The organism is Streptomyces sp. NPDC023481 (genome assembly GCF_055560195.1).
The window spans coordinates 123676-140977 of sequence record NZ_JBVHJE010000002.1 but is presented as its reverse complement, the minus strand read 5'-3'; the positions used below and the strand labels follow the sequence as shown (position 1 = coordinate 140977).

The window sequence follows — 17302 nt, the reverse complement described above, 5'->3', positions numbered from 1 at the left end:
CCTCGCTCTCTCCCGGCGGCCACCCGGCCACCACCGCGCACAGTCTCCGCGGCGCCGGGCCCCGGCACCGGCGGCCCACCGGGGAAACCACCGTGATGACGGAAACCGGGGCGGCCGGGTTGACCGGCCTCGCGCCACGGCCGGGACGCCTCAGGGCAGGTACGCCGGTGACACCGCCGCCGGGCTGATGCGGTGGGGCCGGCCCGAGCCGTCCGCCGGGACCTGGTACAGGTCGGCGCCGTAGTCGCCGGGCAGCGCGTACACGATCGTGTGCGTGTCCTTCCAGAGCGCCTGGTCGTCCACGCTGCGCGGCTCGGCGAGCGGCGTCTCCCGCAGGGTCCGCAGGTCGAGGACGTACAGCCGCCAGGGCGCGTCCTTCGGCAGCCCGGCGACCCGCTTCTTGTACGCGACCCGGGTGCCGTCCGGCGACAGCGACGGGCACTCCACGTTCGGGTGCACCGTGGTGAGCGTACGGCGGCGCAGATCGCCGCGGACCAGGTACGTCCGCCCCCTGCTCGCCATCGTCGCGTAGAACGTGCGGTCGTCGGCCGCGAACGTCACGCCCCAGACGTTGACGTCCGCCGCCCGGTACGCACGCCCGTTCGTCAGGATCCGGAACGCCTCCACGGACGGGATCAGCTTCCCGCTGCGGGTGTCCACGATCGCCGCGCGCGTGGAGAAGTCGGTACCGGCGTACGAGTCGCCGCCCACGAACGCCGTCCAGGCCGCGAAGTGCCCGGTGGGGGAGACCCGGGCACGGGAGGGGATGCCCGGCACGTCGTAGCGGTGCACGGTCCGCAGCCGGGCGTCCAGGACCAGCGCGCGGTAGGTGTCCGAGACGGGCCCGTGCACGGCCTGGAGGCACACGCCGGTGCCCGAAGCGGCGTGGAAGCGGAGGCACTTGAGGCCGGCGGCGGTGCGCGGGCCGCCCGGGTCGTCGGCCGGGACGGCCGTCAGCTCGTCGCGGTGCGGCCCCCAGGCCATGTTGCGGAACACCAGCCGCCCGGCCCCGCGCAGCGTCACCGTCCCCGGGGTGACGCGCGGCCCGCCGGCCTGCGTGTGGTCGCGGCGGTCCGCCCGCGCGGAGGCGTGCAGCACGGAGGCGAGGGCGACGGCCGCGAGCACGGCGACGGCCGCGGCCAGGATCAGGACACGGTTGCGTACGGTCATGCGGGCACCGCCCTGCCCGGGCGCAGGGTGAGGGAGAACGCGGCGCACCCGGCCAGCGCCACCGCCGCCCCGGCCAGCGCCGCCCGGTCGCCCCACACCGTCCAGGCCGCGCCGAACAGCAGCGAGCAGGCGAACCGGGTCAGCGCCTGCCCGGTCTGTACGACGGCCAGCCCGGAGGAGCGCAACCCCTCCGGCACGCTCTCGGAGGCGGCGGCCATCAGCACCCCGTCGGTGGCCGCGTAGAAGCCGCCGTGCAGGGTCAGCACGAGGACGGGCAGCACCGCGCCGTGCCAGGACGTCAGCAGCAGCCCGTAGGCCAGGAGCAGGGCGCCGTGGCCGGCCAGGAACACCGCCCAGCGGCCCACCCGGTCCGCGAGCCGGCCGAGCGGCACCGCCAGCAGCAGGAACGCGGCGGCCGTACCCAGTGGCAGCAGCGCGAACCAGCGGTCGGGGACGCCGAGGCGGCGCTGGAGCAGCAGGTAGACGAAGGAGTCGCTGACCGTGGCGAGGCCCAGCAGCAGCGCGCAGCCGGTGATCCGGCGCAGGTCGCGGCGGCGCAGCAGGGCGAACGCCGCCCGCAGCGTCGGCCGCTCCGCCGGGGCCGTCGCCCGCGCTGTCGGCCGCCCCGCCGGGGCCGTCGCCCGCGAGGCCGGCCGCCCCGCCGGGGCCGTCGCCCGCGAGGCCGGCCGTCCCGCCAGGGCCGTCTCGCGCCGGCCGCCCGGCACGAACAGGACCAGCACCAGGACGCCCAGCACGGCGACGCAGAAGCTGACGGTGAACACCGCGTCGTACCCGTCCACGGTGGCCCTCAGGATCCAGAACGCCACCAGCGGGCCGAGCAGGGCCCCGGCGGTGTCCATCGCCCGGTGCACCCCGAAGGCCCGCCCGCGCGCCTCGGGCGTGCTGGACAGCGAGATCAGCGCGTCGCGCGGCGCCGTCCGCAGCCCCTTGCCCGTCCGGTCGGCGGCGAGCACCATCCCGATCGGCGTCAGGGAGTGCGCCACCAGCAGCAGCGGCTTGCACAGCGCCGAGACGCCGTAGCCGAGCCCGGCGACCCACTTGTGCCGCCCGCCGCCCCGGTCGGCGAAGTGCCCGCCGACCAGGCGGACCAGCGCCGAGAACCCGTTGTAGATGCCGTCCAGCAGTCCGAAGCCCAGCGGTGACAGGCCCAGCCCGGTCACCAGGTACAGCGGCAGTACCGCCGTCACCATCTCCGAGGAGACGTCGGTGACCAGGCTCACCGTCCCCAGCGCGAGCACGGTGGGGGAGAGGGCCGCAAGGCGCCGCCCGGCGGAAGGCCGGACGGCACCCTGAGCGGACGTACGGGCACGGCTGTCCGCTACGTACACGTCAGGACGCCCAGATGCCGGTGATGTCCTTGGCGGAGGCCGCGTTGCCCGCGTGCGTGCCCAGACCCTGGGTGTCCTCCAGGGTGCGCAGCAGGTCGTAGTGGTTGTACGTGGTGGCGGAGCTGGACCCGGCGGTCACCGGCTGCCCGTACAGCACGGTCGGGATCCGGTTCCCGCTCAGCCGGTCGTCCTCGTCGAAGGTGACGACGAGCAGGCTGTTGTGCGTCCTGGCCCAACTCGCGTAGGCGCCCAGGTTGTTCTTCAGCCAGGTGTCACCGGTGGACACCGAGCAGTCGTGCATGTCGCTGCACAGGTTCGGCACGACGAACGACAGCTGGGGCAGGGTCGTGTAGTCGGACGGGAACTGGGCGAAGGTCTTCGCCGTCGAGGTCGGCACGTTGCTGAAACCGAACCACGGGTTGTGCTTGCGGGCGTAGTTGCCGCTGCTGCACGTCGTGGAACCCTGGCTCGGCAGCGTCTCGTTGTAGCTGGCCCAGGTGCGGCCGGCGGCGATCAGCTCGGAGGCGAGGTTGCGCGCCGACGAGAAGCCCGGGGTGTAGCAGCTGTCGTCGGTGATCCCCTGCGTCGAACCGGAGAACAGCGCGAAGTAGTTGGGCTGGCTGGGGTGGGTCTCGGCGTACGACTGGGTCAGGTTGGCGCCGCCCGCCTTCAGCGAGTTGATGTACGGCGCGCTGGAGGATCCGATGACCTGGCCGTAGGCATGGTTCTCGAAGACCACGACGACCACGTGGTCCGGGCTGGGCACGGTGCCCGCGGCATGGGCGGACTCGCCGCCGAGCCCGGTCCACAGCCCGACGGCGGCCGCGGCGAGGGCGGCGGCGGACGCCACGGCGGTACGGGCACGGCGATACGCCGAACGTGCAGAACTGCCGGACACATCAACCTCCGGGGAATGGGGGACGGCTGGCGGTGCGGACAGAGCATGCACACGCCAATATTCCCGCGGCCCACGCAGGCCAACCTCACGGGTGAAGACCCGATGAACGCCGGGTACTTGGGCTCCCATGGCGAAGATCCTCATCGGCACCTGCGGCTGGACCGACCCGGAGCTGCTCAAGAGCGGCTGGTACCCACCCGGCCACCGCGACGCGGAGAAACGCCTGCGGCACTACACGACCCGCTTCCCGCTGGTCGAGGTCGACTCCCCCTACTACGCCCTGCCGAGCCCGCGCACCACCGCCCAGTGGGCGGAGCGTACGCCCCCCGGCTTCCGCTTCGACGTCAAGGCGTTCTCCCTCCTCACCGGCCACCCCACCCGCCCCGCCGCCCTCCCGCCGGACCTGCGCGGGCATCCCCGGGACGCCTGCCTGCACACCGAGGTCTGGGCCCGCTACGCCGAAGCGATCGCCCCCCTCCACCGCTCCGCCCGCCTGGGCACGCTCCTCTTCCAGTACCCGCCCTCCCTCGGCCCCGGCCCGAAGGCCGAGGCGTTCGTCCGCACCGCCCGCGAACGCGCCCGCGACTGGCCGTTCGCCGTCGAGTTCCGCGACCCCGCCTGGTGGCACCCCGACCATGCGGACCGTACGACCGCCTTCCTCCGGGACCTGCGCGCCAGTGCCGTGGCCACGGACACCTACGAGGGCATGCGGCCCGCCCCCGTGACCGACCCGCACCTCACCGTGATCCGCTTCCACGGCCGCAGCCCCCTGTGGGGCAGGGGCACGAAGGAGGAGCGCTTCCGCCACGCCTACACCGCGCGGGAACTCACCGCGTGGCTGCCCCGTATCCGGCACGCGGCGGAGCAGGCCCGGGAACTACACATCCTCTTCAACAACTGCTGCGGCGACGCGGCCCCGAAGGCGGCCCAGACCCTCCACGAACTCCTGACCTGACCCGGACCGCGCAGGGCGGAACCCACCCCCGCGTACGGCCCCCGGCGGCTCGCGTGCAGGTCTCCGGGCGTCGGCGGCCTTGGCGTCAGCCCCCGCCCGCGCGTACCTCCCGGGCACCGGCCCCCTACCCGCGCATACGGCCCCGGCCACCGGCTCCCACCCGCCCAGGGCCCCGGGCTCAGGCCCTCAGCCCGCGGCCCGGGGCACCGCCCGCCCGTGTATACGGCTCCCGGCCACCGGCGCCCGCCCGCCGGGTACCGCCCGTGCGTACGGTTCCCGGGTGACGGTCACGCGCCCGTGCGTACGGCCCGGAACGCCGGCCGCCCGCCCGCACGTGCGGCCCCGGGCACCGGCCGCCCGCTCGCACCTACCTTCCGGCCACCGGCTCCCGCCCCGCGCGTACGGCCCGCGGGTACCGCCCGCGCGGACGGCCGGGGTTTCGGTCACGCGCCGCCCGTACGGCCCGGGCACCGCCCGCCGGTGCGCCCGGCTTCCGGTGGGCCGCCCGCGCGTACGGCCCCGGGCGCCGGCGGCCCGTCCGCGCGTCGTCCCCCCGCCCCCGAGTACCTCCCACCCACCGGCTCCCGCCCCGCGCGTACGGCCCGCGGGTACCGCCCGCGCGTACGGCCCGGAACGCCGGCCGCCCGCCCGCACGGGCGGCCCGCCCGCGTGTAAGGCCCCGGGCCCCCGCCCGCACGTACGGCCGGGGTGTCGGTCACGCGCCCGCCCGTACGGCCCGGGGCACCGCACCGGCCGTCCCCGACCCGCAAATCCCCGGGCACCGGCCCCGCCCCCCGCCCGCAGACGAGGCCGCCCCCGCGGCCTCCGGTTAGGCTCTGGCCAAGTCGACGTACCCATGGGGAGGTCACGGACATGACGCCGGGGCGCAGGAGCAGTACCTTCACCCGTCTGCTGCGGCACGGCTTCACCGACCCCTCCGCCGCCGAGCGCCTCCTCGACGGCCCCGAACTGGCGCCCGTCCGCGACGACCCGGTCCTCCTGGAGGCCCTCGGCGCCACCGCCGACCCCGACCTGGCCCTGGACGGCCTGGTCCGCCTCCTGGAGGCCCAGCCGGGGCCCACCGCCCACCGCGAACTGCTGGACACCCTCATCGCGGCCAAACCCCTCCGCGACCGCCTGCTCGGCATCCTCGGCGCCTCCGCCGCCCTGGCCGACCACCTGGCCCGCCACCCCGGCGACTGGCACGCCCTGGTCACCTACGAGCCGCACGACCTGCACCCCGGCGTCGCGGAGTTCGAACGCGGCCTGGCCGAGGCCACCGACCCGGTCTCCCTGCGCGTCGCCTACCGCCGCTGCCTGCTGTCCATCGCCGCCCGCGACGTCTGCGGCACCACGGACGTCGCCGAGACCGCCGCGGAACTCGCCGACCTGGCCACCGCCACCCTGCGCACCGCCCTGTCGCTGGCCGAACGCGCCGCGCCCGAGGACGCCGCCGGCTGCCGTCTCGCGGTGATCGCCATGGGCAAGTGCGGCGGCCACGAGCTGAACTACGTCTCCGACGTGGACGTCATCTTCGTGGCGGAGCCGGCCGACGGCGTGCCCGAGCACCAGGCCCTGCGGTCCGCCACCAAACTCGCCTCCCACCTGATGCGGATCTGCTCCGAGACGACCGTCGAGGGCTCGATCTGGCCGGTGGACGCCAACCTCCGCCCCGAGGGCCGCAACGGCCCCCTCGTGCGCACCCTCAGCAGCCACCTCGCCTACTACCAACGCTGGGCGAAGACCTGGGAGTTCCAGGCACTCCTCAAGGCCCGCCCGGTGGCCGGGGACCCCGCGCTCGGCGAGGCGTACGTCGACGCCCTCGGCCCCCTCGTCTGGAAGGCGGCCGAGCGGGAGAACTTCGTGGCGGACGTGCAGAAGATGCGCCGCCGCGTGGTCGAGAACATCCCCGCCGCCGAGATCGACCGGGAACTCAAGCTGGGCCCCGGCGGCCTGCGCGACGTCGAGTTCGCCGTGCAGCTCCTGCAGCTGGTGCACGGCCGCAGCGACCCGGCCCTGCGCAGCGGCACCACCCTGGACGCCCTCCAGGCCCTCGCCGCCGGCGGCTACGTCGGCCGAGCGGACGCCGCCCGCCTGGACGAGGCGTACCGCTTCCTGCGCTCCATGGAGCACCGCATCCAGCTGTACCGGCTGCGCCGCACCCACCTCGTCCCCGAGGCCGAGGCCGACCAGCGCCGCCTCGGCCGCTCCCTGGGCCTGCGCGCCGACCCGGCGGCCGAGCTGAACCGGGAGTGGAGGCGGCACACCGGCGTCGTACGCCGGCTGCACGAGAAGCTCTTCTACCGCCCGCTGCTCGACGCCGTCGCCCAACTCGCCCCAGGCGAGGCCCGGCTGCGCCCCGAGGCGGCCCGCGAACGACTGGAGGCGCTCGGCTACGCCGACCCGGCCGCCGCCCTGCGCCACCTGGAGGCCCTGGCCTCCGGCGTGAGCCGCAAGGCCGCCATCCAGCGCACCCTGCTGCCGGTGCTGCTCGGCTGGTTCGCCGACTCCGCCGACCCGGACGCCGGCCTGCTGAACTTCCGCAAGGTCTCCGACGCGCTCGGCAAGACCCCCTGGTACCTGCGGCTGCTGCGCGACGAGGGCGCGGCGGCCGAGAACCTGGCCCGCGTCCTGTCGGCCGGCCGCCTCGCCCCCGACCTGCTGATGCGCGCCCCCGAGGCGGTCGCCCTCCTCGGCGACGGCGACGGCGGCGGCCTCGCACCGCGGCAGCGCGCCGCCCTGGAACAGGAGATCCTGGCCGCCGTGGGCCGCGCCGAGAACGCCGCGCAGGGCGTCACCGCGGCTCGCGGCGTCCGCCGCCGCGAGCTGTTCCGCACCGCCGCCGCCGACATCATCGGCTCCTACGGCACCGAGACCAGCCCCGCCGAGGCCGACCAGGGCGCCCTGGTGGACCGGGTCGGCGCGGCCGTCTCCGACCTCACCAAGGCCACCCTCGCCGGCACCCTGCGCGCGGTCGTCCGGGACGGCTGGGGCGACACCCTGCCCACCCGGTTCGCGATCATCGGGATGGGCCGCTTCGGCGGGCACGAGCTGGGCTACGGCTCCGACGCGGACGTCCTGTTCGTGCACGAACCCCGGGACGGCGTCGACGAGCACGAGGCGGCCGCCGCCGCGAACAAGGTCGTCGCCGAGATGCGCCGCCTGCTCCAGCTGCCCAGCGCCGACCCGCCGCTGCTCATCGACGCCGACCTGCGCCCCGAGGGCAAGTCGGGCCCGCTGGTGCGCACCCTGAAGTCGTACGAGGCGTACTACCGCCGCTGGTCCCTGGTCTGGGAGTCACAGGCGCTGCTGCGCGCCGAGCCGGTCGCCGGCGACGAGGACCTGGGCCGGCGGTTCGTGCAGCTGGTCGACCCGCTGCGCTACCCGGCCAAGGGCCTCGGCGAGGACGCGGTGCGGGAGATCCGCCGGCTCAAGGCACGCATGGAGTCCGAGCGGCTGCCCCGCGGCGCCGACCCCAAGCTGCACACCAAGCTCGGCCCGGGCGGCCTGTCCGACGTCGAGTGGACCGTGCAGCTGCTCCAGCTCCGGCACGGCCACCACGTGCCCGGGCTGCGCACCACCCGCACCCGGCAGGCCCTGGCCGCCGCCCGGGAGGCCGGGCTGCTGTCCGTGGAGGACACCGAGATCCTGGACGAGGCGTGGGTGCTGGCCACCCGGGTGCGCAACGCGGTGATGCTGGTCCGCGGCCGGGCCGGGGACACCTTCCCGACCGAGCCGCGCGAGCTGGCCGCCGTCGGCCGCTACCTGGGCCACGGCGCCGGGCACGCCGGGGACATGCTGGACGCCTACCGCCGTACCACCCGGCGGGCCCGCACGGTGGTGGAGGAGCTGTTCTACGACGACAGGGCCTGAGCCGGCGCGGGCGGCCGGGCCGGCACCAGCCGGGGCAGCGCGTGCGGCAGGCTGCCGTACCACAGCCGGGCCACCGCGACGCCGAAGCCCAGGCAGAGCGCCCCGCCCACCGCGTCCAGCCAGAAGTGGTTGGCCGTGGCGACGATGACCAGCAGGGTGAGCGCCGGGTACAGCAGCCCCAGCACCCGCGCCCACGGCACCGAGGCCAGCGCGAAGACCGTCAGCCCGCACCACAGCGACCAGCCGATGTGCATCGACGGCATCGCCGCGTACTGGTTCGACATGTGCTTGAGGTCGCCGGAGGCCATCGAGCCCCAGGTGTGGTGCACCGCCACGGTGTCCACGAACCGCCCGCCGCCCATCAGCCGGGGCGGCGCGAGCGGGAACAGGTAGTAACCGAGCAGGGCCACACCCGTGGTCGCGAACAGCACCGTCCGGGCGGCCGCGTACCGGCCGGGATGCCACCGGTACAGCCACACCAGCACACCGAGCGTGACGACGAAGTGCAGGGTGGCGTAGTAGTAGTTCATCCCCACGATGAGCCAAGACACCGAGTCGACGGCGTGGTTGACCGACTGCTCGACGGCGATGCCGAGGGTGTGCTCGGTGCGCCAGAGCCAGTCCGCGTTGCGCAGCGCCTCGCCCCGCTGCTCCGGCACGGCGTTGCGGATCAGCGAGTACGTCCAGTAACTCACCGCGATCAGAAGGATCTCGAACCACAGCCGGGGCCGCCGCGGGCGGCGCAGCCGCTCCAGCGGACCGGGACGGTCCTCGCCCGTGACGGCCCGCGGAACGGCCGCCTGCTCGCGCCCTTCCGGTCCGGTCACGGTCGAGTCACTCATAGGCACAGAGTCTGCCAGACGCGGCTTCCCCGGCCGATCATGCCAAGGCCGCGTCCGCGGCGCACCTTCTACGGCTTCTCCACCGCCCGCGGCTCCTACGACGCGCGCAGGGCGTGGGGGGCCGAGGCGGTGGAACCGCGCACCACCAGTTCCGGCATGAACACGAACTCGCTGTGCGGTGCCGGGGTCCCGCCGATCTCCTCCAGCAGGGTGCGCACCGCGGCCTGCCCCATCGCCGGGACCGGCTTGCGGACGGTGGTCAGCGGCGGATCGGTGAAGGCGATCAGCGGGGAGTCGTCGAAGCCGACCACGGACACGTCCCGGGGGACCTCCAGGCCCCGCTGCCGGGCCGCCCGTATCGCCCCCAGCGCCATCATGTCGCTGGCACAGACCACGGCCGTGCAGTCCCGCTCGATCAGCGCCGTCGCCGCCGCCTGGCCGCCCTCCAGCGTGTACAGCGAATGCTGCACCAGCTCCGTCTCGACGGTCTGCGCGGGCAGGCCCAGCTGGTCGTGGACCGCGCGGACGAAGCCCTCGATCTTGCGCTGCACCGGAACGAACCGCTTCGGCCCCAGCGCCAGCCCGATCCGGGTGTGCCCCAGCGACACCAGGTGGGTCACCGCGAGGGCCATCGCCGCCCGGTCGTCGGGGGAGATGAACGGCGCCTGCACCTTCGGCGAGAAGCCGTCCACCAGCACGAACGGCACACCCTGGGCGCGCAGCCGCTCGTAGCGCTGCATGTCGGCGGTGGTGTCCGCGTGCAGTCCGGAGACGTAGATGATCCCGGCGACCCCGCGGTCCACCAGCATCTCGGTCAGCTCGTCCTCCGTGGACCCGCCCGGGGTCTGCGTGGCGAGCACCGGCGTGTAGCCCTGGCGGGTCAGCGCCTGGCCGATGACCTGGGCCAGGGCCGGGAATATCGGGTTCTCCAGCTCCGGTGTGATCAGCCCGACCAGGCCCTCGCTGCGCTGCCGCAGCCGCACCGGGCGCTCGTAGCCGAGCACGTCCAGCGCGGCGAGCACGGACTGGCGGGTGGTGGCGGCGACGCCCGGTTTGCCGTTGAGGACCCGGCTGACGGTCGCTTCGCTCACCCCCGCCTGCGCAGCGATGTCGGCAAGCCGTGTGGTCACGGCACCGGACTGTACCGGTCGTATCTGCCCTTGCACACCGGCCGGACGCCGGGCGCGGGCGGGCGCACGGCCTGCCGTGGGTTGCTGCGTCATCGCGCTCCCTCGGAATTCATGGTGGCAAGAGCTTGCAAGTCTTGCACAAGTGCCGCCCCCACCGCTCAGCTCCTGCATTGCCGGGTTGCGTCCCGGTCGACGGGCGGTCACGACGGGGTAACCATCGTGTCCCCTTGCACTTTTTTTCTGCAAGGTCTTTCGCAACGCTTACATCGCTGTTACGTTCCCACTCGCCCGCTGGCCGCAAAGGCGCAGTCGGCATCACACGGGCTACACCCTCAAGGAGAACTCATGCGGCGTGGCATAGCGGCCTCCGCGCTGGTGGCGTCCCTCGCCCTGACGGCGACGGCGTGCGGCGGGAGCGACAGCGACAGCGGAAAGTCGGACGGCCCGGTCACCCTCACCTGGTGGGACACCTCCAACGCCACCAACGAGGCGCCGACGTACAAGACCCTGGTCCAGCAGTTCGAGGCCGCCAACAAGAACATCAAGGTCAAGTACGTCAACGTCCCCTTCGACCAGGCGCAGAACAAGTTCGACACCGCGGCCGGCGCCACCGGCGCCCCCGACGTGCTGCGCTCCGAGGTCGGCTGGACCCCGGCCTTCGCCAAGAAGGGCTACTTCCTGCCGCTGGACGGCACCGAGGCCCTCGCCGAGCAGGGCAGGTTCGAGCCGAACCTGATCAAGCAGGCCCAGTACGAGGGCAAGACCTACGGCGTGCCGTTCGTCACCGACACCCTCGCGCTGGTGTACAACAAGGCCCTGTTCAAGAAGGCCGGCATCACCGAGGCCCCCAGGACCTGGGACGAGCTGAAGGCCGACGCCGCCAGGATCGAGGACAAGACCGGGGTCGACGGCTACTGGGGCTCCACCCAGGCCTACTACGCCCAGACCTTCCTCTACGGCGAGGGCACCGACACCGTCGACGTCGCCGCCAAGAAGATCACCGTGGACTCGGCCGCCGCCAAGAAGGCCTACGGCACCTGGCTGAGCCTGTTCTCCGGCAAGGGCCTGCACAAGGCCGACGTCACCGCCGACGCCTACGCCCACATCCAGGACGCGTTCGTCAACGGCAAGGTCGCCGCGATCATCCAGGGCCCCTGGGAGATCACGAACTTCTACAAGGGCAGCGCCTTCAAGGACAGGTCCAACCTCGGCATCGCCACCGTCCCGGCCGGCTCCGGCGGCAAGGCGGGCGCCCCGACCGGCGGCCACAACCTCTCGGTCTACGCCGGCTCCGACAAGGCCCACCAGCAGGCGGCCCTGAAGTTCGTGAAGTTCATGACCTCGGCGCAGGCCCAGGAGACCATCGCGCTGAAGAACTCCACGCTGCCCACCCGCTCCGACGCCTACACCGACAAGGTCAAGGCCGACCCCGGCATCGCCGGCTACGAGGGTGTCCTGTCCGCCGCGCGGCCCCGCCCGGCGCTGCCCGAGTACAGCTCCCTGTGGGGTCCGCTCGACACCGAGCTGCCCAAGGTCGCCAGCGGCAAGGAGTCGCTGGACAAGGGCCTGGGCAACGCCGAGCTGGCCATCTCCAAGCTGGTCGACGGCTTCAGCAAGTGAGTCCGCGTGGCCGTCGGATCCTCCCGGTGCGAACGGGGGGGAAGGATCCGGCGGCCACCGCCCTGTGCCCGGCCCACCCCTTGAACGTATGAAGGTGTCGAACCATGACAGTCGCCATCGACCGCGCGACCGGCAGGCGCCGCGGTGACCGCGCGCCCCGTCCCGGGCGGGGACAGCGCGTCCGCAACGGCCTCCAGAAGTACTGGTACGCCTACGCGATGATCGCCCCGGTGGTCGTCGTGCTCGGCGCCCTCGTGGGCTACCCGCTGGTACGGGGCTTCTACCTCACCCTCACCGACGCCAACAGCCTCAACTCGGCGCGCACGATCGGCGTCAACCACATCGACGCCACCTACAAGTTCATCGGCCTGGACAACTACCGGGACATCCTGTTCGGCCCGACGGCCTACGACCGGTTCTGGTCGCACTTCCTGTGGACCGTGTTCTGGACGGCCGCCTGCGTGGCCCTGCACTACACCATCGGCCTCGGCCTCGCGCTCATGCTCGACCAGAAGCTGCGCGGCCGCACCGTCTACCGGCTGCTGCTCGTGCTGCCCTGGGCCGTGCCGACCTTCGTCACCGTCTTCTCCTGGCGGATCATGCTCGCCGACTCCGGCGCGCTCAACCAGCTCCTCGGCGCCCTGCACCTGCCCCAGCCGCAGTGGCTGGAGGACACCTTCTGGCAGCGCTTCTCCGCGATCATGGTGAACACCTGGTGCGGTGTGCCGTTCATGATGCTGTCCCTGCTCGGCGGCCTGCAGTCCATCGACTCCTCGCTGTACGAGGCCGCGGAGATGGACGGCGCCACCGCCTGGCAGCGGTTCCGGCACGTCACCCTGCCCGGGCTGCGCTCGGTCAGCTCCACCGTCGTGCTGCTCGGCATCATCTGGACCTTCAACCAGTTCGTCATCATCTTCCTGCTGTTCGGCAAGAACTCCGCCCCGGACGCCCAGATCCTCGTCACCTGGGCCTACGCCCTCGGCTTCGGCCAGCAGCCGCGCGACTTCGCCCAGTCCGCCGCGTACGGCGTGCTGCTGCTGTCGATCCTGACCGTCTTCACCTCCTTCTACTTCCGCTGGCTGAAGCGCAATGACCAGCTCGCCGTCTGACGCCGCAGGAGCCGCCGCCATGAGCACCACGACCCTGGACAAGACCGAGACCGCCCCGGTCCCCGCGCCCGAGCCCCGGCGCCGGGTGCGCCGGCGCGGCGAGCGGGGCCCGGCCGGCGCCGCCCTGCTGCACGGCGGCCTCGTCGTGGCGAGCCTGATCGCCCTGGCCCCGGTGGCCTGGCTGTTCTACCTGTCCCTCGGCCCGGACAAGGAGGACTACCTGCACCCGGGCGGGATCGCGGGCAAGGCGACCTTCTCGAACTACGCCTTCGTGCTGGAGCACACCGGGTTCCTCGACTGGTTCAGGTCGACGATGATCGTGGCCCTCGGCACCACCGTCGTCGGTGTCCTGGTCGCCGCCACCACCGGCTACGCGGTCTCCCGGATGCGCTTCCCCGGCTACAAGCAGCTGATGTGGGTCCTGCTGCTCACCCAGGCCTTCCCGATCGCCGTCCTGATCGTGCCGATGTACGAGATCTTCAGCGAACTCGGCCTCATCGACACCTACTGGGCGCTGATCCTCGTCAACTGCACCACCGCCGTGCCGTACAGCGCCTGGCTGCTCAAGGGGTACTTCGACACCATCCCCTTCGAGATCGACGAGGCCGGACGGGTGGACGGGCTCAGCCCCTTCGGCACCTTCTTCCGGCTCATCCTGCCGCTGGCCCGCCCGGGCCTGGCCGTGGCCGCGTTCTACAACTTCATCACCGCCGTCGGCGAGGTCGCCTTCGCGACCACCTTCCTGCTGGACGACTCCAAGTACACCTTCGCCGTCGGCCTGCAGACCTTCGTCAGCGAGCACGACGCCCAGTGGAACTACATGGCCGCCACCGCGGTGCTGATCGCGATACCCGTGACCGTGTTCTTCTACCTCGTGCAGAAGAACCTCGTCACCGGCCTCACCGCCGGCGGCACCAAGGGCTGAGGCCCGCACCGGACCGGCGGGCCGCAGTGACCCCCGCCCCGCCGTCACCGCGGCCCGCCCCGCGGTCCCGCCCGGCCGGCCGCCGCCGTACCCACCGCCCGACCACCACGCCCCCGTTACGTACCAAGGACGCCATGAGCCAGCAGCACTCCGCCGCACCGGCCCGCCACCCTGCCGTCGCCACCGTCGCCACCGTCGCCGACCGCCCCGACTGGTGGCGGGACGCGGTCATCTACCAGGTCTATCCGCGCAGCTTCGCCGACAGCAACGGCGACGGCATGGGCGACCTGGAGGGCGTACGCTCCCGTCTGCCCTATCTGCGTGACCTCGGCGTCGACGCCGTGTGGCTCAGCCCCTTCTACGCCTCCCCGCAGGCCGACGCCGGCTACGACGTCGCCGACTACCGCGCCGTGGACCCGATGTTCGGCTCCCTGCTGGACGCCGACGCGCTGATCCGCGACGCCCACGCGCACGGCCTGCGCGTCATCGTGGACCTCGTCCCCAACCACTCCTCCGACCAGCACGAGTGGTTCAGGCGCGCCCTCGCCGAGGGCCCCGGCTCCCCGCTGCGCGAGCGCTACCACTTCCGCCCCGGCAAGGGCAGGAGCGGCGAGCTGCCGCCCAACGACTGGGAGTCCATCTTCGGCGGCCCGGCCTGGACCCGGGTGACCGAGCCCGACGGCACGCCCGGCGACTGGTACCTGCACCTCTTCGCGCCCGAGCAGCCCGACTTCAACTGGGACCATCCGGCCGTCGGCGACGAGTTCCGCTCCATCCTGCGCTTCTGGCTGGACATGGGCGTGGACGGCTTCCGCATCGACGTCGCCCACGGCCTGGTGAAGGCCGACGGCCTGCCCGACCTCGGCTCCCACGACCAGCTCAAGCTGCTGGGCAACGATGTCATGCCGTTCTTCGACCAGGACGGCGTGCACGAGATCTACCGCCAGTGGCGCCTGATCCTCGACGAGTACTCCGGCGCGCGCATCTTCGTGGCCGAGGCGTGGACCCCGACCGTCGAGCGCACCGCGAACTACGTCCGCCCCGACGAACTCCACCAGGCCTTCAACTTCCAGTACCTGGCGACCGAGTGGGACGCGGCCGAGCTGCGCGGGGTGATCGACCGCACCCTGGAGGCCATGCGCCCGGTCGGTGCCCCCGCCACCTGGGTGCTGTCCAACCACGACGTCACCCGGCACGCCACCCGGTTCGCCAACCCGCCCGGCCTCGGCACCCAGATCCGCACCGCGGGCAACCGCGCCCTGGGCCTGCGCCGCGCCCGGGCGGCCACCCTGCTGATGCTGGCGCTGCCCGGTTCGGCGTACGTCTACCAGGGCGAGGAACTCGGCCTGCCGGACGTCGTGGACCTGCCCGACGAGGTGCGCCAGGACCCGGCGTACTTCCGGGGCGCCGGCCAGGACGGCTTCCGCGACGGCTGCCGGGTGCCGATCCCGTGGACCCGGGAGGGCTCGTCGTACGGCTTCGGCAGCGGCGGCAGCTGGCTCCCGCAGCCGGCGGGCTGGGCGGAGCTGAGCGTCGAGGCGCAGACGGGCGCGCCCGGCTCGACGCTGGAGCTGTACCGGGCCGCGCTGCGGGCCCGTCGCGCGCACCCGGACCTGGGCGCCGGCGACGCGGTGCAGTGGCTGCGGGCGCCCGAGGGCGTGCTGGCCTTCCGGCGCGGCGACTTCGTGTGCGTGGCGAACACCACGGGCGAGTCGGTGACGACCCCGGCGTACGGCCGGGTGCTGCTCGCCAGCGGGGAGGTCGCCGAGACCGGCGGCGAGGCGAAGGTGCCCGCCGACACCACCGTGTGGTGGTCGACGGCGGACTGAGCCCGGTCCGGCGAGCCCGGCTGACGCCCCGTCTGAAAGTTCTTGCATGAACTTCCTTACGGCCCGCTGCCTTTCGGGCAGCGGGCCTTTAACATCTGCGTCACCGCAAGTTTGCTGAAAGATTTCAGCAAGCGCCTGCAGCGGTCCTTGCCTTCAACGTCGAAGGAACCCCACATGGCTCGCAGAACCCTCCCCCTGGCGGTCGCCCTCACGGCCGCCGCCCTGGCCGGCATGGTCCCCACCACCGCCGAGGCCTCCCCGCCCGGCACCAAGGACGTCACCGCCGTCCTCTTCGAGTGGAACTACGCCTCGGTGGCCAGGGAGTGCACCGCCACCCTCGGCCCCGCCGGATACGGCTACGTCCAGGTCTCCCCGCCCGCCGAGCACATACAGGGCCCGCAGTGGTGGACGTCGTACCAGCCGGTGTCGTACAAGATCGCGGGCCGCCTCGGCGACCGCACGGCGTTCCGGAACATGGTGAACACCTGCCACGCGGCCGGTGTGAAGGTCGTCGTCGACACGGTCGTCAACCACATGTCGGCGGGCAGCGGCACCGGCACCGGCGGCTCCTCGTACACGAAGTACGACTACCCGGGCCTGTACTCCGCCGCCGACTTCGACGACTGCACCTCCCCGGTGACGAACTACTCCGACCGCTGGAACGTGCAGCACTGCGAACTCGTCGGCCTCGCCGACCTGGACACCGGCGAGGAGTACGTCCGCAAGACGATCGCCGGCTACCTGAACGACCTGCTCTCCCTCGGCGTCGACGGCTTCCGCATCGACGCGGCCAAGCACATCCCCGCCGACGACCTCGCCAACATCAAGAGCCGGCTGACCAACCCCTCCGCCTACTGGAAGCAGGAGGTCATCTACGGCGCCGGCGAGGCCGTCCAGCCCTCCGAGTACACCGGCAACGGAGACGTCCAGGAGTTCCGCTACGCCTACGACCTCAAGCGCGTCTTCACCAGCGAGAAGCTCGCCTACCTCACCAACTACGGCGAGGGCTGGGGCTACCTGAACAGCTCGGTCGCCGGCGTCTTCGTGGACAACCACGACACCGAGCGCAACGGCAGCACCCTGAACTACAAGAGCGGCGCCGCCTACACGCTGGCCAACGTCTTCATGCTCGCCTGGCCCTACGGCGCCCCCGACATCAACTCCGGCTACGAGTGGTCGGACCCCGACGCCGGCCCGCCCAACGGCGGTCAGGTGAACGCCTGCTGGCAGGACGGCTGGAAGTGCCAGCACGCCTGGCCGGAGATCATCCGCATGGTCGCCTTCCGCAACGCGACCCGGGGCCAGTCCGTCACCAACTGGTGGGACGACGGAAACAACGCGATCGCGTTCGGCCGGGGCGGCAAGGGCTATGTGGCGATCAACCACGAGTCCTCGTCGCTGACCCGCACCTACCAGACGTCCCTGCCCGCCGGGACGTACTGCAACGTCCAGAACAACACCACGGTGGCCGTGAACTCCAGCGGACAGTTCACCGCCACCCTCGGCTCGAACACGGCCCTGGCGCTCTACGCCGGCAAGTCGAGCTGCTGACCGCCTTCCTGACGGAGCGTGAAACCTCTTTCGGGAGGTTTCACGCGCCTT

12 protein-coding genes are annotated in these 17302 nt (G+C 72.8%); 7 read left to right on the top strand and 5 right to left on the bottom strand.

Annotated features, from left to right (window positions below; genetic code table 11):
• Nucleotides 1-150 precede the first annotated feature (150 nt).
• The 3 genes from ACZ3ZD_RS04815 to ACZ3ZD_RS04805 are packed head-to-tail and all read right to left on the bottom strand — an operon-like array spanning nucleotide 151 to nucleotide 3417.
• A complete protein-coding gene (locus tag ACZ3ZD_RS04815; protein WP_467393561.1) occupies nucleotides 151-1170 on the bottom strand; it encodes a TolB-like translocation protein in 1020 nt (339 codons plus the stop codon).
• Entirely contained in the window at nucleotides 1167-2519 is a 1353-nt protein-coding gene (locus ACZ3ZD_RS04810; protein ID WP_467393559.1) for an MFS transporter, read from the bottom strand. Before ACZ3ZD_RS04810 ends, ACZ3ZD_RS04815 begins: the two co-directional genes overlap by 4 nt.
• 1 nt (nucleotide 2520) lies before the next feature.
• Nucleotides 2521-3417, bottom strand: coding sequence for an alkaline phosphatase family protein (locus ACZ3ZD_RS04805; protein ID WP_467393557.1), 897 nt, complete (start codon nucleotides 3415-3417; stop codon nucleotides 2521-2523).
• 127 nt (nucleotides 3418-3544) lie between these two features.
• On the opposite strand from ACZ3ZD_RS04805, the gene ACZ3ZD_RS04800 reads away from it, so the two are divergent.
• The gene (locus ACZ3ZD_RS04800; RefSeq protein WP_467393555.1) at nucleotides 3545-4372 is read left to right on the top strand and encodes a DUF72 domain-containing protein; all 828 of its coding nucleotides are present in this window, start codon (nucleotides 3545-3547) and stop codon (nucleotides 4370-4372) included.
• Between the two features lie 873 nt (nucleotides 4373-5245).
• On the top strand, nucleotides 5246-8245 hold the full coding sequence (locus tag ACZ3ZD_RS04795) for a bifunctional [glutamine synthetase] adenylyltransferase/[glutamine synthetase]-adenylyl-L-tyrosine phosphorylase (RefSeq protein ID WP_467393553.1): 3000 nt from the start codon (nucleotides 5246-5248) through the stop codon (nucleotides 8243-8245).
• On the opposite strand, the gene ACZ3ZD_RS04790 is transcribed toward ACZ3ZD_RS04795, so the two are convergent.
• Entirely contained in the window at nucleotides 8227-9087 is an 861-nt protein-coding gene (locus ACZ3ZD_RS04790; protein ID WP_467393551.1) for a phosphatase PAP2 family protein, read from the bottom strand. The genes ACZ3ZD_RS04795 and ACZ3ZD_RS04790 overlap by 19 nt on opposite strands.
• Nucleotides 9088-9182: 95 nt before the next feature.
• Nucleotides 9183-10217, bottom strand: coding sequence for a LacI family DNA-binding transcriptional regulator (locus ACZ3ZD_RS04785; protein ID WP_467393549.1), 1035 nt, complete (start codon nucleotides 10215-10217; stop codon nucleotides 9183-9185).
• 345 nt (nucleotides 10218-10562) lie between these two features.
• On the opposite strand from ACZ3ZD_RS04785, the gene ACZ3ZD_RS04780 reads away from it, so the two are divergent.
• The 5 genes from ACZ3ZD_RS04780 (at nucleotide 10563) to ACZ3ZD_RS04760 (ending at nucleotide 17251) form a co-directional block, all read left to right on the top strand.
• Nucleotides 10563-11837: an extracellular solute-binding protein gene (locus tag ACZ3ZD_RS04780; protein ID WP_467393547.1), complete on the top strand. Its 1275-nt coding sequence runs from the start codon at nucleotides 10563-10565 to the stop codon at nucleotides 11835-11837.
• A gap of 104 nt (nucleotides 11838-11941) precedes the next feature.
• Nucleotides 11942-12946, top strand: coding sequence for a carbohydrate ABC transporter permease (locus ACZ3ZD_RS04775; protein WP_467393545.1), 1005 nt, complete (start codon nucleotides 11942-11944; stop codon nucleotides 12944-12946).
• 19 nt (nucleotides 12947-12965) lie between these two features.
• The gene (locus ACZ3ZD_RS04770) at nucleotides 12966-13871 is read left to right on the top strand and encodes a sugar ABC transporter permease (protein ID WP_467393543.1); all 906 of its coding nucleotides are present in this window, start codon (nucleotides 12966-12968) and stop codon (nucleotides 13869-13871) included.
• Between the two features lie 134 nt (nucleotides 13872-14005).
• The gene (locus ACZ3ZD_RS04765; protein ID WP_467393541.1) at nucleotides 14006-15700 is read left to right on the top strand and encodes a glycoside hydrolase family 13 protein; all 1695 of its coding nucleotides are present in this window, start codon (nucleotides 14006-14008) and stop codon (nucleotides 15698-15700) included.
• 174 nt (nucleotides 15701-15874) lie between these two features.
• Nucleotides 15875-17251 carry an alpha-amylase gene (locus tag ACZ3ZD_RS04760; protein ID WP_467393539.1) on the top strand — a complete coding sequence of 459 codons (1377 nt, stop codon included), beginning with the start codon at nucleotides 15875-15877 and terminating at the stop codon, nucleotides 17249-17251.
• The last annotated feature ends 51 nt before the right edge of the window (nucleotides 17252-17302 follow it).